General features: G+C 46.6%; 13 protein-coding genes and 1 tRNA gene. 4 read left to right on the forward strand and 10 right to left on the reverse strand.

Going from position 1 to position 14,339, the window contains the following annotated elements; translation table 11 throughout:
- The first annotated feature begins 281 nt into the window (after positions 1-281).
- Positions 282-695, forward strand: a complete 414-nt coding sequence (locus tag HYR79_11765; protein MBI1822375.1) for a hypothetical protein — start codon at positions 282-284, stop codon at positions 693-695.
- Positions 696-762: 67 nt separating this feature from the next.
- Here the strand turns inward: HYR79_11765 and HYR79_11770 are convergent.
- The 3 genes from HYR79_11770 to HYR79_11780 all read right to left on the reverse strand — a co-directional run bounded on the left by HYR79_11770 (position 763) and on the right by HYR79_11780 (position 4,146).
- Positions 763-838: transfer RNA gene (locus HYR79_11770), tRNA-Thr, on the reverse strand.
- Positions 839-958: 120 nt separating this feature from the next.
- Complete coding sequence (locus HYR79_11775) at positions 959-3,487, reverse strand: FtsX-like permease family protein (protein ID MBI1822376.1); 2,529 nt, start codon at positions 3,485-3,487, stop codon at positions 959-961.
- A complete protein-coding gene (locus HYR79_11780; GenBank protein MBI1822377.1) occupies positions 3,484-4,146 on the reverse strand; it encodes an ABC transporter ATP-binding protein in 663 nt (220 codons plus the stop codon). The genes HYR79_11775 and HYR79_11780 overlap by 4 nt, the downstream gene beginning before the upstream one ends.
- A 196-nt stretch (positions 4,147-4,342) precedes the next feature.
- Between HYR79_11780 and HYR79_11785 the strand changes: the two genes are divergently transcribed.
- From HYR79_11785 to HYR79_11795, 3 genes are all read left to right on the forward strand, one after another.
- Positions 4,343-4,885, forward strand: a complete 543-nt coding sequence (locus HYR79_11785) for an arylesterase (protein MBI1822378.1) — start codon at positions 4,343-4,345, stop codon at positions 4,883-4,885.
- Between the two features lie 160 nt (positions 4,886-5,045).
- Positions 5,046-5,408, forward strand: coding sequence for a rhodanese (locus HYR79_11790; protein ID MBI1822379.1), 363 nt, complete (start codon positions 5,046-5,048; stop codon positions 5,406-5,408).
- A 30-nt stretch (positions 5,409-5,438) separates the two neighbouring features.
- A complete protein-coding gene (locus HYR79_11795; GenBank protein ID MBI1822380.1) occupies positions 5,439-5,825 on the forward strand; it encodes a hypothetical protein in 387 nt (128 codons plus the stop codon).
- A gap of 142 nt (positions 5,826-5,967) precedes the next feature.
- Here HYR79_11795 and HYR79_11800 read toward each other — a convergent pair whose 3' ends face one another.
- The 7 genes from HYR79_11800 to HYR79_11830 all read right to left on the reverse strand — a co-directional run bounded on the left by HYR79_11800 (position 5,968) and on the right by HYR79_11830 (position 14,307).
- Complete coding sequence (locus HYR79_11800; GenBank protein MBI1822381.1) at positions 5,968-6,399, reverse strand: SoxR reducing system RseC family protein; 432 nt, start codon at positions 6,397-6,399, stop codon at positions 5,968-5,970.
- 121 nt (positions 6,400-6,520) lie between these two features.
- Positions 6,521-8,170: a citramalate synthase gene (locus HYR79_11805; GenBank protein MBI1822382.1), complete on the reverse strand. Its 1,650-nt coding sequence runs from the start codon at positions 8,168-8,170 to the stop codon at positions 6,521-6,523.
- Between the two features lie 8 nt (positions 8,171-8,178).
- Entirely contained in the window at positions 8,179-9,420 is a 1,242-nt protein-coding gene (locus HYR79_11810; GenBank protein MBI1822383.1) for an aspartate kinase, read from the reverse strand.
- Between the two features lies 1 nt (position 9,421).
- On the reverse strand, positions 9,422-10,594 hold the full coding sequence (locus HYR79_11815) for a hypothetical protein (protein ID MBI1822384.1): 1,173 nt from the start codon (positions 10,592-10,594) through the stop codon (positions 9,422-9,424).
- 186 nt (positions 10,595-10,780) lie between these two features.
- Positions 10,781-11,842, reverse strand: coding sequence for a threonine synthase (locus HYR79_11820; protein MBI1822385.1), 1,062 nt, complete (start codon positions 11,840-11,842; stop codon positions 10,781-10,783).
- A complete protein-coding gene (locus tag HYR79_11825; GenBank protein ID MBI1822386.1) occupies positions 11,843-13,189 on the reverse strand; it encodes a homoserine dehydrogenase in 1,347 nt (448 codons plus the stop codon).
- The gene (locus tag HYR79_11830; GenBank protein ID MBI1822387.1) at positions 13,186-14,307 is read right to left on the reverse strand and encodes an aminotransferase class I/II-fold pyridoxal phosphate-dependent enzyme; all 1,122 of its coding nucleotides are present in this window, start codon (positions 14,305-14,307) and stop codon (positions 13,186-13,188) included. The genes HYR79_11825 and HYR79_11830 overlap by 4 nt, the downstream gene beginning before the upstream one ends.
- Between the last annotated feature and the right edge of the window lie 32 nt (positions 14,308-14,339).

Below are 14,339 nucleotides of genomic sequence, written 5' to 3' on the forward strand. Positions count from 1 at the left end.
GATCCTTAAAGATCTTCTGTTGGGCATTCCCGCGGGTGCTGATATGATAAAGGGCTCCCGAATATTCAATTCTTAACGGCCTGGCCATAAAGCAAAGTTATCACCTCTTCAAAAAAATAGCAATATTAAAGACCTGACCCCCTTAAGTTTGCGAGCCGGTCCCGGCATGAATAGGCCATCTCTCTTCATTTCTGATTTGACCGGACACCGGCACTGATTTCAATTGACTACCCGGTTGCACTCTGATATGAATTTATTACCTGATTAAGGAAAAACCGCTCATGGCCCTGGATCAAAAAATCGTCGTCCACTTTAAGGACGGAAAAATATGGAAAGGGACGTCCCACGATTTTTCTCCAGGCAAGGATTCTTTTCACCTTACTGTAACGGGCCAACTTTCTCACCAGAAACCCATAGAAATAAAGTTCTCAGAACTTAAAGCGATTTTTTTTGTCAAAGATTTTACAGGGAATAAAGACTATCAAGTGGCCAAAAGTTTTGCTGATGCACCTAAGTCAGCGTATGGTAAAAAAGCGATTGTGCGTTGCAAGGATGGAGAAGTCATGTATGGCTTCATTCAAGGTTACGCACCCAACCGGCCGGGTTTTTTTCTTTTTCCAGTTGATTCTAAAGATAACAATTTGAAGATTTTTATTCTTCAAACATTCATGGCTCAGGTCGATTTCCCCGAATAAAGACGTTTTAATTTTTTGGCCTTACGGGCAAGGTCCGTAAGAGAAATGTACAAGGGGTTGATTTTAATGGAGCCGATGAGTGGAATCGAACCACCGACCTGCTGATTACGAATCAGCTGCTCTGCCAACTGAGCTACATCGGCCTAAGGTAACAGGGATATTTGATATTGGTACCAAACTTATTGAAAACAGTCAACTGGTAACTGATTTTTTTTCAAGAAACTACAGCGACGCTTCTTGAAATGAAGAATGCCGGTTTGTTTTTAATTCTGACGAAGAACCGCGAGCGGTTTTTTGCCAATCATCCGGTAAATCATTAAAAAGCTGATCAGTATCGTCAGGACTACCGTTGAAACAAAGAGGGCCAACACGCCTAAAACAGGAAAACGCCATTTTATTTCCATGATAAATTTCAAAAATACCCAGGCCAGCAGGGTCCCCATCATCATTCCGATCACGCCCGCGATCGTTCCAAGCAACGTATATTCACTGACAAAGATCCCGGCAATTTTCGACCTCACCGCTCCGAGGATTTTCAAAATCACCGATTCTTTGAGCCGGAAATATCGTGTCGCCGCTACCGAGCCGGCAAGCACGATCAGGCCGGCGATTACAGCAAACCCGCCCATAAACTCCACCGCCAGAAGAATTTTGCCCATGATCTCTTTCAGGGAATTGAGCACATGACGGATATTAACCGCCGTCACATTGGGAAAGCCGGAAACCACCTCCCGTTGAAACTCCAGGTCAAGTTCAGGACGGGATTGGGAGGTCGCGATATATGACATCGGAATTTCCTGAAACGCGCCGGGAGAAAAGATGATAAAGAAATTGGTTCGAAGGTTTTCCCAATTAACGCTCCGGATACTGGTTATAGTGCCCTGGACCGGCGTCCCCTGAATATCAAAAGTCAGGCTGGCCCCAAGCCCCACGCCAAGGTGTTTGGCTAAGTCCTCTTCTATTGAAATCTTGTTTGTTCCCGATTCAGTTCCTGGCGACCACCAGGCCCCTTTGACGATCTTGTTCTCATAGGGGGGTTCCTTCTGCGAGGTTAAAACATACTCTCTCTGAAAATACCATGCCTCGTTGTTTTTCAATTCTTTAACCGGAATGCTCCCCACGGCTTGAAGACGGGAGCGGACAATCGGAACCATCTCATGCGTATCTTTGAACCCCATTTGGCGGGATCTTCGGACTAAAAGGGCCTCGAACGCCTCCTTTTGCGATTTTTGAATATCGATGAAAAAGAATGTCGGGGCATTGACCGGAATATTGTCAGACACCTGCTGAAACAATCCCGTTCCGATGATTAAAACGGCACAAATGACGGTAATTCCAAGGCCGATGGAGAGAATAACCGACTGAGCAAATTGTCCGGGCCTGTTTAAATTGGCCATCCCATAACGAAGTGCAAATGAAGCGGGTTTGAGGTTTTTAATCCATCGCAAAACCGCCCATGCAGAAAACTTCAACAAAATTAACGCGCCCAGGAAGATACCGGTAAAGGTCGCTCCAACCCTCAAAGAGCCCGACTGCCAGTAGATAAATGCCAGTATCCCCAACGACACCGCTCCGATCGCCATTCCCTGGCGGAATCCGATTTTGCCCAACGAGGAAGCCAGAATATCCCGTTTTAAGATTCTGTTTGGCGAAAGGGTTTTGATCCTAAATAAAGGAATGAGAGAAAATAAGAGGACTACGAGGGTTCCCGCAATCATCCCCTTTAAAACGGCGATGGTGGGGAAAAAATAGGTTAAAGATTGCGGGAGAATGGTTTTTAACAATCCCTGAAAAATCTTATGAAGGAATAAACCGATTCCCACGCCGAAAAGACTTCCCAATAACCCCATCACAAGGGTTTGCAGAAAATAAATGTAAAAGAGGGCGCTCGACGGGGTTCCAAGGCATTTCAAAATGCCCATGGTCTGTGTCTTTTCTTTCAGATAAGCGTGGATGCTGTTTCCCACCCCTATCCCTCCTATAAAAAGAGAAATCAGACCGATAAACCCGAGATAAACAGTTAAATTATTTAAAAAACGGCGCAGACGGGGTTGGGCGTCTGTGTAGGACTCAATCGTTGCCCTTTCATCGGCCAGGGAAGTTTTCAGTTCCAAAAGCGTTTGCGGAATTGACCGGTCTGGAGGAACCTGTAAAAGATAACGATAACGAACTCTGCTCCCCGGCTGAACCAGGCCTGAGACCTTCAGATCCCTCTCTGAAATCATCACCCTTGGACCTAAACTAAAGGCTTCGGTCATCCGGTCGGGCTCTTTTTTGATTACTCCGGCTATCTTGAGCTGAATATCGCCTAATTTAATTTCCTCTCCCACCCTCATCCCCAGCTTGATCACTAGCGATTCCTCGACCCAGGCCATATGAGATTGAGCAAAAGGGTTCGGACCCGCAGGGGGATCAAGGGTTAAGGTTCCATAAAACGGATACTCTGCCCCAACGGCTTTTAACTCAACCAGCTGGGGCGTCGAATCCCTGGGGTTGCTCGCCATGGCGATCATTTCCTGCACCAGGATATGCTTGATCCCCCGAGTTTCCAGCTTTTGAATGGCACTCAGCCCTTCAGGGCTGAGTGCATGGTTGAGATCAATTTCAATATCCCCTCCCAATAAACCTTTGGCCTCTTTAAAAACGGAATACTCGATCTGGTCTGAAATACTTCCTATCCCGACAATGCTCCCCACCCCCAGGGCAACGCAAAAGAGAAAAAAAATAAAATGCCTCCACGAGGTTAAAATTTCCCGCTTTGCCATTTTGAAAATAAAAAGAAGTTTCTTCATTGCGGTGTAATTTTTCCGTCCCGGAGTCTTATCACGCGGTCTGCTTTTTTGGCAATATCAAGGTCATGGGTAACCCAGACCATGGTGTTCTGGTGTTTCCGGTGCAGACTGATTAATAAATCGATGATTTTATTCCCGGTGTCGGTGTCGAGGTTCCCGGTCGGCTCGTCGGCCAATAGAATAGGGGGACTGATGGCAAAGGCTCTCGCGATCGCCACCCTCTGTTGTTCCCCGCCGGATAGCTGAGCGGGATAATGGCTTAACCGGTCGGAGAGACCGACTTCATTTAAAAGGGAGAGGGCGCGTTTTCTGATATCATCTTCTCCCAATAATTCCAACGGGACAGAAACGTTTTCAAGCGCCGTCAGATTGGGAATTAACTGGTAGGATTGGAATACAAATCCGATCAATCGGCCTCTTAACCGGGTCAGCTCATCCTCGTCGAGCTGATCGACAGATTGTTGGTCTAGTTGAATAGAACCCGACGTCGGGGTGTCAAGCCCGGCCATTAAACCGAGGAGGGTTGATTTCCCGCTTCCGGAAGGACCCATGACCGCGAAAAATTCTCCTTTTGAAATGTGAAGGTTGATTTTATCTAAAATAACCAACTCTCTGGAACCGGCGGATACTTTCATTGAAAGGTCTTTAACAAAAATCATAAGCAATTCCTGATATCAACGGAGATAAAAAAACGAAAGATCTATTTTCCTTTTATGTTATTATACACAAACTCGTTGGAGGATAAATGACACCTTCCAGGATTTTAACGTGAAAGTGACAGTTTTTATTTTTTTATTATTGATAACGGCCTCTGCGGTGAATGGAGCGCAAAAAGACGGAAATTCCACAACCCGGCTGATTGTCGCGTTTGGAAACAGTTTAACCGCCGGCTACGGCGTCGCTTTGGATGAAGCCTACCCCTCGCTCCTGGAAAACAGATTAAGAAAAGAAAAATTTCTTTACCGGGTCGTGAACGCGGGAATCAGCGGCGACACGACCTCGGGGGGCCTCTCCCGGATCGATAGTGTCATCCGTCGAAAACCCGATATCGTCATTGTCGAACTGGGAGCCAATGACGGTCTGCGGGGAACACCGGTTGAGATGATTCAATCTAATTTAGGTCAAATAATCAAGCAGCTCCAAAAGAAAAAGATTAAGGTCTTGCTTGCCGGGATGAGGCTTCCTCCCAATTACGGTCCTGAATATACCGACGGCTTTCACCGGATGTACCTCTCGTTGGCCGCAAAATATAAAATTCCGGTCATTCCTTTTTTCCTGGAAGGGACCGCGGCGACGGAAGGCTTAAATCAAGCCGACGGGCTTCACCCCACTGCTGAAGGGTATCAGCTTGTCGTGAATCATTTATGGCCTTATCTGGTTCCGCTTCTTTCTAAATAACTTATTTTTTCCGGGCGGCAATCACGCCATCCCGTGGGATTATATCATAAAAGGTCTTCCTTCTCACCTCTGCCCGGATCTGTTATAATAATATTTGTTGTTTGACTCTTATCATTAATTTTAAGTATATTGATTGAATTCCTTTATTAGGGGTAACAGAATGTTTAATTTTCAAGGACGGTTCGCGGCTCTTGGGGGAAGCGATAACCTGAGTCCCGAAGAGATTAAGAAAAAAATAGACGAAGGCCGCAAAATCGTTATTCTCGACGTTAGAGAGCCATGGGAATATCAGATCTCTAAGATTGAGGGGGCGGTTTTAATTCCGTTAGGACAGTTGGAAAAAAGAAAAGAAGAATTGGATCCAAACGCTGAAATTGTTTGCCAGTGCCATCATGGTGTTCGCAGCTTTAAAGCCATGAAATTTCTTCAGGCCTGTGGTTTTCAAAATGTAAAAAATATGGCCGGTGGAATCGATGCCTGGTCGGCCCAAGTCGACCCTAGCGTACCCCGGTATCGGCAATAAACTTTACCCGTTGCGAAGAGGAAATTCTAAATGTCAAATCAAAAATTTATGATCGGTGAACAGGTCTACCCGGGATGCCCTGAAATGCTTTTTGTCAACAAAGAGCCCTTAATCTCCTTTGAAATCGGAAATAACAATCAGCTTACGATAAACTCTTCGAGCTATAATCGGGACGGTAAAAAAATCGTTCAGGTCGTTAAAAATGTTCTGGTCATTAATGATAATAACGAAAACCAGATTGTGATTACGCCGAATAATGTGAAAGTTAAAAGAAAAAAAGACGGGGTTGTTTTGATTGATGCAACGGTTGTCGATCAGGACATGATAAAGCTTCGCGGGATTTTTTACGTCGGGAAAGATTGTTATATGGCGACGCCTGCAAAGATGATTCTGAACCCGCCAATCGCCAATTTCTAAAACTCTGACTGTTGATAAGGAGCCATCTGCTACGTTCTCGCCTTTCGGTCTCCTCAACGTACCAATTTCGTACGCCTGCGTCGTCCTCAAGGCTGCGGCCTCGCACCTGGCTCCTTCTGAACAGTCATTTTAGCTGACGATTTTAGGATTCTATCTCAATCACGACGGGAAGATACTCCAACCCCTTTTCAAGCCTGGTATTAAATCTTTTGACAACAAACAGGCTTAAGACCAATCCGACGACGGCTCCCAGGGCTGAAAACAACTGGCTATGCCGAGCAAGCGACAATCCGATCGACAGAAGATTTCCGACGGTTCCCCCCCCGATTAACGATAAGAGCGGAAATCCATACACCCAAAAGGCAGGATAAAGAAAATTTGCCGGCTCCACCGCCACTTTTACTTTTTGTCCAATGGCCGCGCCCATCGTGTCCTTGGCTCTCATAATCATTTTATTTCCTTCGGCCTTGCAAATATTTGTCGTTGGACATCCTTCACAGGCTTCGGTACGGTCAATGGAAATTAACACCTGCCCGTCTTTTTGTTCAACCACGATCCCTTCTTCGATGACCATTTTCTTCCTCTATTTTATTCGGGGGCCTTCGCAAACTGCGCTCAATGCCCCCGAACCCCGCGTTTCGCACCGGCAAAGCCGGGTTGCTTCACTTTTATTCAGGGGCGTCTTTTAGAGGGGCTCACGTCGCCCCCTTCACCGGCAAAGCCGGACGAAGCTTCCCCCTCTCGCTCGCCTTGCTCGCTTTCGCACCTGCAAAACCGGTTGCTCCACTTTTTAAAAGCTTATATTCAATACTGTCGACTAACGCCTGCCAGCTCGCTTCGATGATATTTTCGGACACTCCGACGGTTCCCCATTTTCGGTGTTCATCCCCGGATTCGATTAAAACCCTGACCTTTGACCGGGTTCCCCCGCTCGCGCTAAGCACTCTGACCTTATAATCTAACAGTTTAACATGTTTTAAGGCCGGATAAAACTTTTCTAACGCCTTCCGTAAACCATTATCAAGGGCATTCACCGGCCCGTTTCCCAGAGCGGCGGTATGTTCAACCTCTTTCCCTACCTGAAGCTCGATCGTCGCCTCTGAAACCGTTTCTCCGGTCTCCATCTGTTTTTCGACAATGACCCTGAATTTAATTAAATCAAAAAACCGCTTATGCTTTCCAACCGTTTTTCTCATGAGCAATTCGAAAGAGGCCTCTGCCCCCTCAAACTGATAACCCTGATTTTCAAGCTCCTTTAAATTCTGTAAAAGATCGTGGAGCGCCTGACTTTTATCAGCAAGCCTGATGCCGTAATCTTCAGCCTTATGTAAGAGATTGCTTTTACCCGAATAGTCCGAAATCAGGATCCTTTGCTGATTTCCTACCAATTGCGGAAGCACATGTTCGTAGGTTTCGGCTTTTTTACGGATGGCATGGACATGGATTCCCCCTTTATGGGCAAAGGCGCTTTCACCCACATAGGCTTGCCTCTTATAATGGGGCAAATTTGCTATTTCACTGACAAACCGGGAAACTTCCATCAGATGAGTCATCTGTTCATCCGAAAGGCACCCGACTTTCATTTTTAATTTTAAGTTTGGAATCAAAGAACAAAGGTTGGCGTTTCCGCAACGCTCTCCGAAACCATTAATGGTCCCCTGAACCTGCGTGGCCCCTAACTCAACGGCCACGAGAGCATTAGCCACCGCGGTTTCCGAATCGTTATGGGTGTGTATGCCCAGGGGAATTTTGATTTCACGGTCAACCGCGCGAAAAATTTCCTTCACCTCCCAGGGCATGGTTCCGCCGTTGGTGTCACATAAAATAATACATTCTGTTCCCGCCTCTTCCGCTTTTTTCAAGGTCTGGATGGCGTAATCGGGATTCGCCTTATACCCGTCAAAAAAATGTTCCGCGTCATAAAAGACTCTTTTTTTCTTTGAAACCAGGTAGGCGACGGAATCATAAATCAGCTCCAGATTTTTCTTTAAAGAAATATTCAGGGCGGCTTCTACATGAAGATTCCAGCTTTTACCGAAGATCGTGATGGTCGAGGTACCCGCCTTGATCAGCTCGTGAAGATTCGGGTCTTTCGAAACCGGGTTGCCGGCCTTCCGGGTTGACCCAAAAGCGACAACGGTGGCGTTTTTCAAGGAAAGCTTTTTAACCTCCTTAAAATAATCGATGTCTTTTGGATTGGCGCCGGGCCATCCCCCTTCAATAAAAGGAATTCCAAGCTCGTCAAGTTTTTCGGTAATCCGAAGTTTATCTTCCAGTAAAAAGGAGATATCTTCCGCTTGAGCGCCGTCCCTTAAAGTTGTGTCATATATTTCCACAAAACGCATGAATGATTTTATCCCGCTTTCGGGTTCTGGGAGGGATCCCTTCCAAGGTTAAACGCTTCATGTAAGGCTCTGACGGCCAGTTCGGTATATTTTGAATCGGTCACACAGGAGATTTTAATTTCCGACGTGCTGATCATCATAATATTGATCCCTTCGGAAGCCAGTGTGGAAAACATTTTTGAGGCAACACCCGAATGAGACCGCATTCCGACCCCTACGATTGAAACTTTCGCGATATTTTCCTGAGTTTGCAGCTCTCCGGCCCCGATTTCCTTCGCGATTTTAGAGACAATCAAAGTCGCTTCCTTTAAGTCGCCTTTGGGAACCGTAAAGGAAATGTCGGTTAAACCATCCTGACTCACATTCTGGATGATCATATCAACGACAATATTCGCAGCCGCAATTTCCCCAAATATTTTAGAAGCAATTCCCGGCCGGTCCGGGACCCCCGTCATCGTAATTTTTGATTGATTTTTGTCAAAAGCGATTCCAGAAACCTCAACCTGTTCCATTGAATGATCCTCTCGGGTAACCCATGTACCGCTCTTATCGTTAAAGCTTGAACAAACGAGAACCGGCACATTATATTTCATGGCAAATTCGACTGAACGCGTTTGCAGAACTTTCGCGCCCAAACTGGCGAATTCCAGCATTTCTTCATAAGAAACCTTTTCCAGTTTTCGCGCCGAAACACAGATATTGGGGTCGGTCGTATAAACACCCTCCACATCGGTAAAGATGACACAGGCATCGGCTTTTAAAGCGGCTGCCAGAGCAACCGCGGTCGTATCCGAGCCCCCTCTTCCCAAAGTGGTGACATCCGACCGGTCATCGATTCCCTGGAATCCCGCGACGACGGGAATAATTCCTTCCTTCAAGGCCTCATAAATTCGTTCAGCGGTAATTTTTTCGATCCTCGCTTTTGTGTGAACGCTATCGGTGATGATGCCGACCTGTCTTCCGGTAAAAGATCTGGCCTTTAATCCCAAATCCTGAAGCGCCATGGCCAAAAGCGCGATGGTCACTCTTTCTCCCGTCGAAAGGAGCATGTCGACTTCTCTGTCGTCAGGATTATTTGAAATCTGATGAGCCAGTTTTAATAAACGGTCGGTTTCTCCGCTCATCGCCGAAACCACAACCAGGATATCATCCCCTTTTTTCCTGGCGGCGGCTACCCTTTTCGCCACGTTTTTAATCCGCTCCGGTGTGCCAACCGAGGTCCCGCCATATTTATGGACAACTAAACCCATTTTAATCCCAGGGGCCCCCGTTGATAAAGCGGGGCATTAACTGAAAAACTTTCTGAAAGGCCAGTCCGGTTTTTTTTTGCTGACCGGGCGAAGAAATCAGAAAGGATATTTCCTTTTCAATCGGCCCGGGGGTCATGGGTCTCGGAAAATCGGAAAATGGAGCGGTCTCCATAAAAAGAACCCTCCAGTCGGAGTTTTGCCTTAATTGCTCCAGGACGGGAGCCAGGAAGAGTTGATCTATCGCCTGGACAGCGCCTTCTTTTTCATTTTTATCGATTCGAAGATGAACGAATACAAAATCGTGTCCGGTCAGCGTTTTGATTACCGCTTTAGCCTTTAAGGAACACCGGTCCTTCAACGTTTGGGTTCCTGTTTCAGCGTATTCAACCCTGGAAAATCCGGTGAGTTGCCCAATCCCCTGAATCAGGTCATCGTCCGCAATCATGGTTCCTCTAAGCTCATAAAGGTCTTCCCACGCGGGTAATTCCATGGCTTTCCCCGGTCTGGAAAACCAGATTCCATTGGCGGGCTGTTTTCCCTGTGAGACCCGTTCTTCATTAATGGGGTGTTGTTGAAGAAACTGGCTCGCCACCTCCATGCAGCGGATGAGCGTATTTGCGCCGTCCCCCCTGGGAAGACAGGAAGAAAGCGGTTTTCCTATCATCTCATTTGGAAGCGCCATTTGAAATTTCGATTTTCCCGCGACCCAGACCATTAAATGGGAGGTATTTTTCACCGGGTAAAAAACAATCGATTCGGTGCCAAACTGTTCGTTAATTTCCCGGATGAGCTCTTTTCCTTCTTCATCAGAAAGAGCGTCTTCCGGTAAATTTTCCATGACAATTTTTGGACCAAATTTTTGAAAGGTATACCCTTCTTTCTGATGTTTTAAAGTCACCAGGTCGCAGCAAAAAGCGACATCATCTTTTTCCAAATGGACGCCGGCTCTTGCGGCAAGGAGCGAGCCCTCGCCCTTATAATAAAGCCCGGGATCGTAACCCAAAACGGGCAGGAACGAAATATATTCATCCCGGGTCGAAATATCGGTTCCCGCCTGAAGTTTTCCCGAAAACCCCTGGTCCAGAAGCTGTTTGAGTTGCGGAGCGTCTTTTTCCAGATTCTGATTTAACAGGCAGGGATCTAATCCGCTGACCAGGACTGCAAGATATTTCATTTCATTTTTCCTTTTCTTATTCAGGGGCCTTCGAAAAATTCACTCTCAATGATCCGGGGTGCTCACTGTCTCGCACCCATGCACAAACTTGTTGGCACTTTCTCGTGCCAACGCGCATCCCTTCGCCCCGCTCGGTCTAACTACGACCATTCCCAAGTCCGTCACTGGCATAGCCAGTTGCTTCACTTAATATCCTAATACTTTAACGACCTCTTCAAAATTGGCCCTAACCGTTGTCGGTTTTTGGGCAACCGACACTGCAATATCAGGATCTTTTAAACCATGTCCGGTCAAGGTGCAAACCACAACGTCTCCTTCTTTTAAATAGCCATTCTTAAAAGATTTAATAACCCCCGCAAAAGAAGCCGCAGAAGCCGGTTCACAGAACACCCCTTCTTTTCCCGCAATAAGACGGTAAGCCTCAACAATCTCTTCATCGGTGACCAGGTTAATTTCACCCTTTGATTCTTCAACGGCCTGAAGGGCGGATTTCCAGCTAGCCGGGTTCCCAATTCGGATCGCTGTCGCAATGGTTTTAGGTTTCTGAATCACATGCCCCATGACGATTGGAGCGGCGCCGGCCGCCTGGTAACCCATCATTTTAGGCAACTGGGCGATATGACCCTTCGCCTGATATTCTTTATACCCTTTCCAGTATGCGGTAATGTTTCCGGCATTTCCCACAGGGAGGTAATGATGGGTCGGCGAATCCCTTAATTGATCGCAAACTTCAAAAGCTCCGGTTTTCTGCCCTTCCAATCGATAGGGATTAATGGAATTCACCAGGGTAATGGCAAATTTTTCAGACACTTTTTTGACAATGGTCAGGGCTTCGTCGAAATTGCCCTGGACCTGAACGACGATCGCCTTATGAATCATGGCCTGCGCTAATTTTCCAAGCGCTATTTTTCCTTCAGGGATCAAAACAAAGACCTTGATTCCGGCCCTTGCACCATAAGCCGCGGCCGAAGCCGAAGTGTTTCCCGTAGACGCGCAAATAACCGCCTGAGAACCGGCTTCAACTGCCTTTGAAATGGCCATTGTCATTCCCCGGTCCTTAAAGGAACCTGTTGGATTTGATCCTTCGAACTTTAAATAAAGTTCAATCGGGAGTCTTAAATGACGCGTTAAATTATAACAGCGAATCAAGGGAGTATTTCCTTCGTTCAGCGTCACAATCGGCGTGTGTTCCGTAACCGGCAGATACTCTTTATATTCGTGGATGAGACCTTTCCAAGCCTGTTTCACTTAAAATTCTTCTCCTTCAACTCTTATAAACAACGTTTTCTCCGATACATAAGGAAGTTCGTCGATTTTTTCAAGCGCCAAACGGATATTCCGCTCCAGACAGAGATGGGTCATCATGACCACTGGAACTGTTTCTCCCGCCAGTCTCCCTTTTTGAATCACTGCGGAGATGCTGATCTGATGTTCCCCTAAAATTCCGGAAATATGGGACAAAACTCCCGGATTATCCAGCACCATAAAACGGACGTAATAAAGGCTTTCGATTTCTTCGATTGACTTGATTCTAAGCGGCTTTCTTTCTTCCGGTAAAAACGACAACAGCGGGACCCTGACACGAGGATGTTTTGGACCGGCTGAGGAATTTTGAAGAATGTTGCGGGCAATGTCAATTAAATCACTGACGACGGCGCTTCCTGTCGGAAGATCTCCCGCGCCTTTTCCATAAAACATCGTTTGGCCGATGGCGTTTCCCACGAGGTAAATCGCGTTAAAAACACCATTGACGGATGCAATCATTTCGCTCTCCTGAACCATTGTGGGGTGTACCCTCGCCTCAATTTCATCACCTTTTCTTTTCGCGATCGCAAGAAGCTTGATTTTAAAGCCAAATTCCCGCGCATATTCAATATCCAGAGGAGTGATCTGGGTGATCCCTTCAGTATAAATATCCTTAAAGTTCACCGGGGTTCCGTAGGCAAGCGTCACCAGGATAGAAAGTTTATGAGCAGAATCAATTCCCTGAATGTCAAACGTCGGATCGGCTTCCGCGTAACCCAGCCGCTGGGCCTCGGACAGCGTCGTATTAAAGGGAAGTCTTTCTTCGGTCATTTTCGTTAGAATGTAATTCGATGTCCCGTTGATGATTCCATAAAAAGATTCAATCCGGTTCGCGGCTAGACCTTCTTTTAAGATGCGGATGATGGGAATGCCCCCGGCGACGCTCCCTTCAAATCCGACATCCAAACCCATTTTCTGGGCCTGTTTATAAATTTCTTCTCCCTGCTCAGACAAAAGCGCCTTATTGGCCGTAACAACATGCTTATTTTTTTTTAACGCGCTTAACAGGATCGTTTTGGCGGGTTCAAATCCGCCGACGAGCTCAACCACGATATCTATTTGAGGATCGTCAACTACCTTTTTAAAATCTGTGACAAAATAAGTGTCAGGAGAAGGAAGGAGGGCCTTTTTTTTCTGATCCAGATCAGCCGCCATCGAAAGGATAATGGGGACACCCACCCGTTTTTCGATCAATGCGGCGTTTTCATGAAGAATCCGGGCGACACCTCCACCCACGGTTCCCAGACCGATCAATCCAACTCGTATCTTATCTTTGTGTGCGGAATTCATGGTTTATGTTTTTGAAGAACCTTTTTGATTCCGGAGATGGCCTGCCGGGTACGATGTTCATTTTCGACAAGCGCAAACCGGACGTATCCTTCTCCCATTTCCCCAAATCCAACGCCCGGCGTAACCGCCACTTTTGCCTTGGAGAGGAGCAGTTTTGAAAATTCCAGAGACCCTAATTGATTAAACGGTTCAGGTATAGGGGCCCACACAAACATGGTCGCCACGGGCATCTCCACCTTCCATCCAATACGGTTAAGGCCTTTGACCAGAACATTTCTCCGTTTCTGGTAGGTTTCAACGACCTCTTTGACGCATTCCTGGGGGCCGTTTAGCGCAATGATGCTGGCGATTTGAACCGGTTGAAAAATTCCGTAATCGAGATAGCTCTTTATTTTCGCCAGCGCACCGATAATTTCTTTATTTCCAACACAAAATCCAACTCTCCACCCAGGCATATTGTAACTTTTCGAAAGGGTATAAAATTCCACCCCGACATCTTTTGCCCCGGGAACCTGAAGAAAACTCGGAGCTTTATACCCTTCAAAGACCAAATCGGCATACGCCAGATCATGAATGACAATTAAATCATTTTCTTTCGCAAATTCAACCACTTTTTGAAAAAACGCGAGATCAACGACGGCCGTCGTCGGATTGTGAGGAAAATTGAGAACTAAAATTTTCGGCTTCGAAGGAGAACTTTCATAAGCGTTGACCAGAGAAGCAAAAAAGTCACCCCCCGGTTTAAGAGGAAATTGAACGATCCTGGCTCCCGCAATGATCATGCTGTAGGCATGAATGGCGTAAGTCGGACCTGGTATTAAAACCGTCTCACCCGGTTCAACGATTGCGAGCGCCAGATGAGAAATCCCCTCTTTGGACCCGATGGTGACAATCGCCTCAGTTTCCGGGTCAAGTTTTACCCCATAAAGCCTTTGATACCAGTCTGTTATCGCTTTTCTAAGCTTAAAAATTCCTTTAGAAAGAGAATAGCGATGATTTCGAGGGTCCTGGGTTGCCTCCACCATTTTATCGACAATATGCTGCGGGGTCGGCATGTCGGGATTTCCCATCCCAAAGTCGATAATATCTTCCCCTTTTTTTCTCGCCTCCACCTTCATGGCGGTCACGGTACTCAGCACATAGGGCGGAA

It is taken from the genome of Nitrospirota bacterium (assembly GCA_016178585.1).
In the GTDB taxonomy this organism is placed as follows: domain Bacteria; phylum Nitrospirota; class Nitrospiria; order JACQBW01; family JACQBW01; genus JACOTA01.

What these genes read in the sequence shown, in the direction of transcription:
- HYR79_11765 (MBI1822375.1), top strand. Translation starts at nt 282, where the DNA reads ATGGCCCTGGATCAAAAAATCGTCGTCCACTTTAAGGACGGAAAAATA.
- HYR79_11815 (MBI1822384.1), bottom strand. Translation starts at nt 10,594, where the DNA reads ATGAAATATCTTGCAGTCCTGGTCAGCGGATTAGATCCCTGCCTGTTA.
- HYR79_11775 (MBI1822376.1), bottom strand. Translation starts at nt 3,487, where the DNA reads ATGAAGAAACTTCTTTTTATTTTCAAAATGGCAAAGCGGGAAATTTTA.
- HYR79_11780 (MBI1822377.1), bottom strand. Translation starts at nt 4,146, where the DNA reads ATGATTTTTGTTAAAGACCTTTCAATGAAAGTATCCGCCGGTTCCAGA.
- HYR79_11825 (MBI1822386.1), bottom strand. Translation starts at nt 13,189, where the DNA reads ATGAATTCCGCACACAAAGATAAGATACGAGTTGGATTGATCGGTCTG.
- HYR79_11800 (MBI1822381.1), bottom strand. Translation starts at nt 6,399, where the DNA reads ATGGTCATCGAAGAAGGGATCGTGGTTGAACAAAAAGACGGGCAGGTG.
- HYR79_11830 (MBI1822387.1), bottom strand. Translation starts at nt 14,307, where the DNA reads ATGAAGGTGGAGGCGAGAAAAAAAGGGGAAGATATTATCGACTTTGGG.
- HYR79_11795 (MBI1822380.1), top strand. Translation starts at nt 5,439, where the DNA reads ATGTCAAATCAAAAATTTATGATCGGTGAACAGGTCTACCCGGGATGC.
- HYR79_11790 (MBI1822379.1), top strand. Translation starts at nt 5,046, where the DNA reads ATGTTTAATTTTCAAGGACGGTTCGCGGCTCTTGGGGGAAGCGATAAC.
- HYR79_11805 (MBI1822382.1), bottom strand. Translation starts at nt 8,170, where the DNA reads ATGCGTTTTGTGGAAATATATGACACAACTTTAAGGGACGGCGCTCAA.
- HYR79_11810 (MBI1822383.1), bottom strand. Translation starts at nt 9,420, where the DNA reads ATGGGTTTAGTTGTCCATAAATATGGCGGGACCTCGGTTGGCACACCG.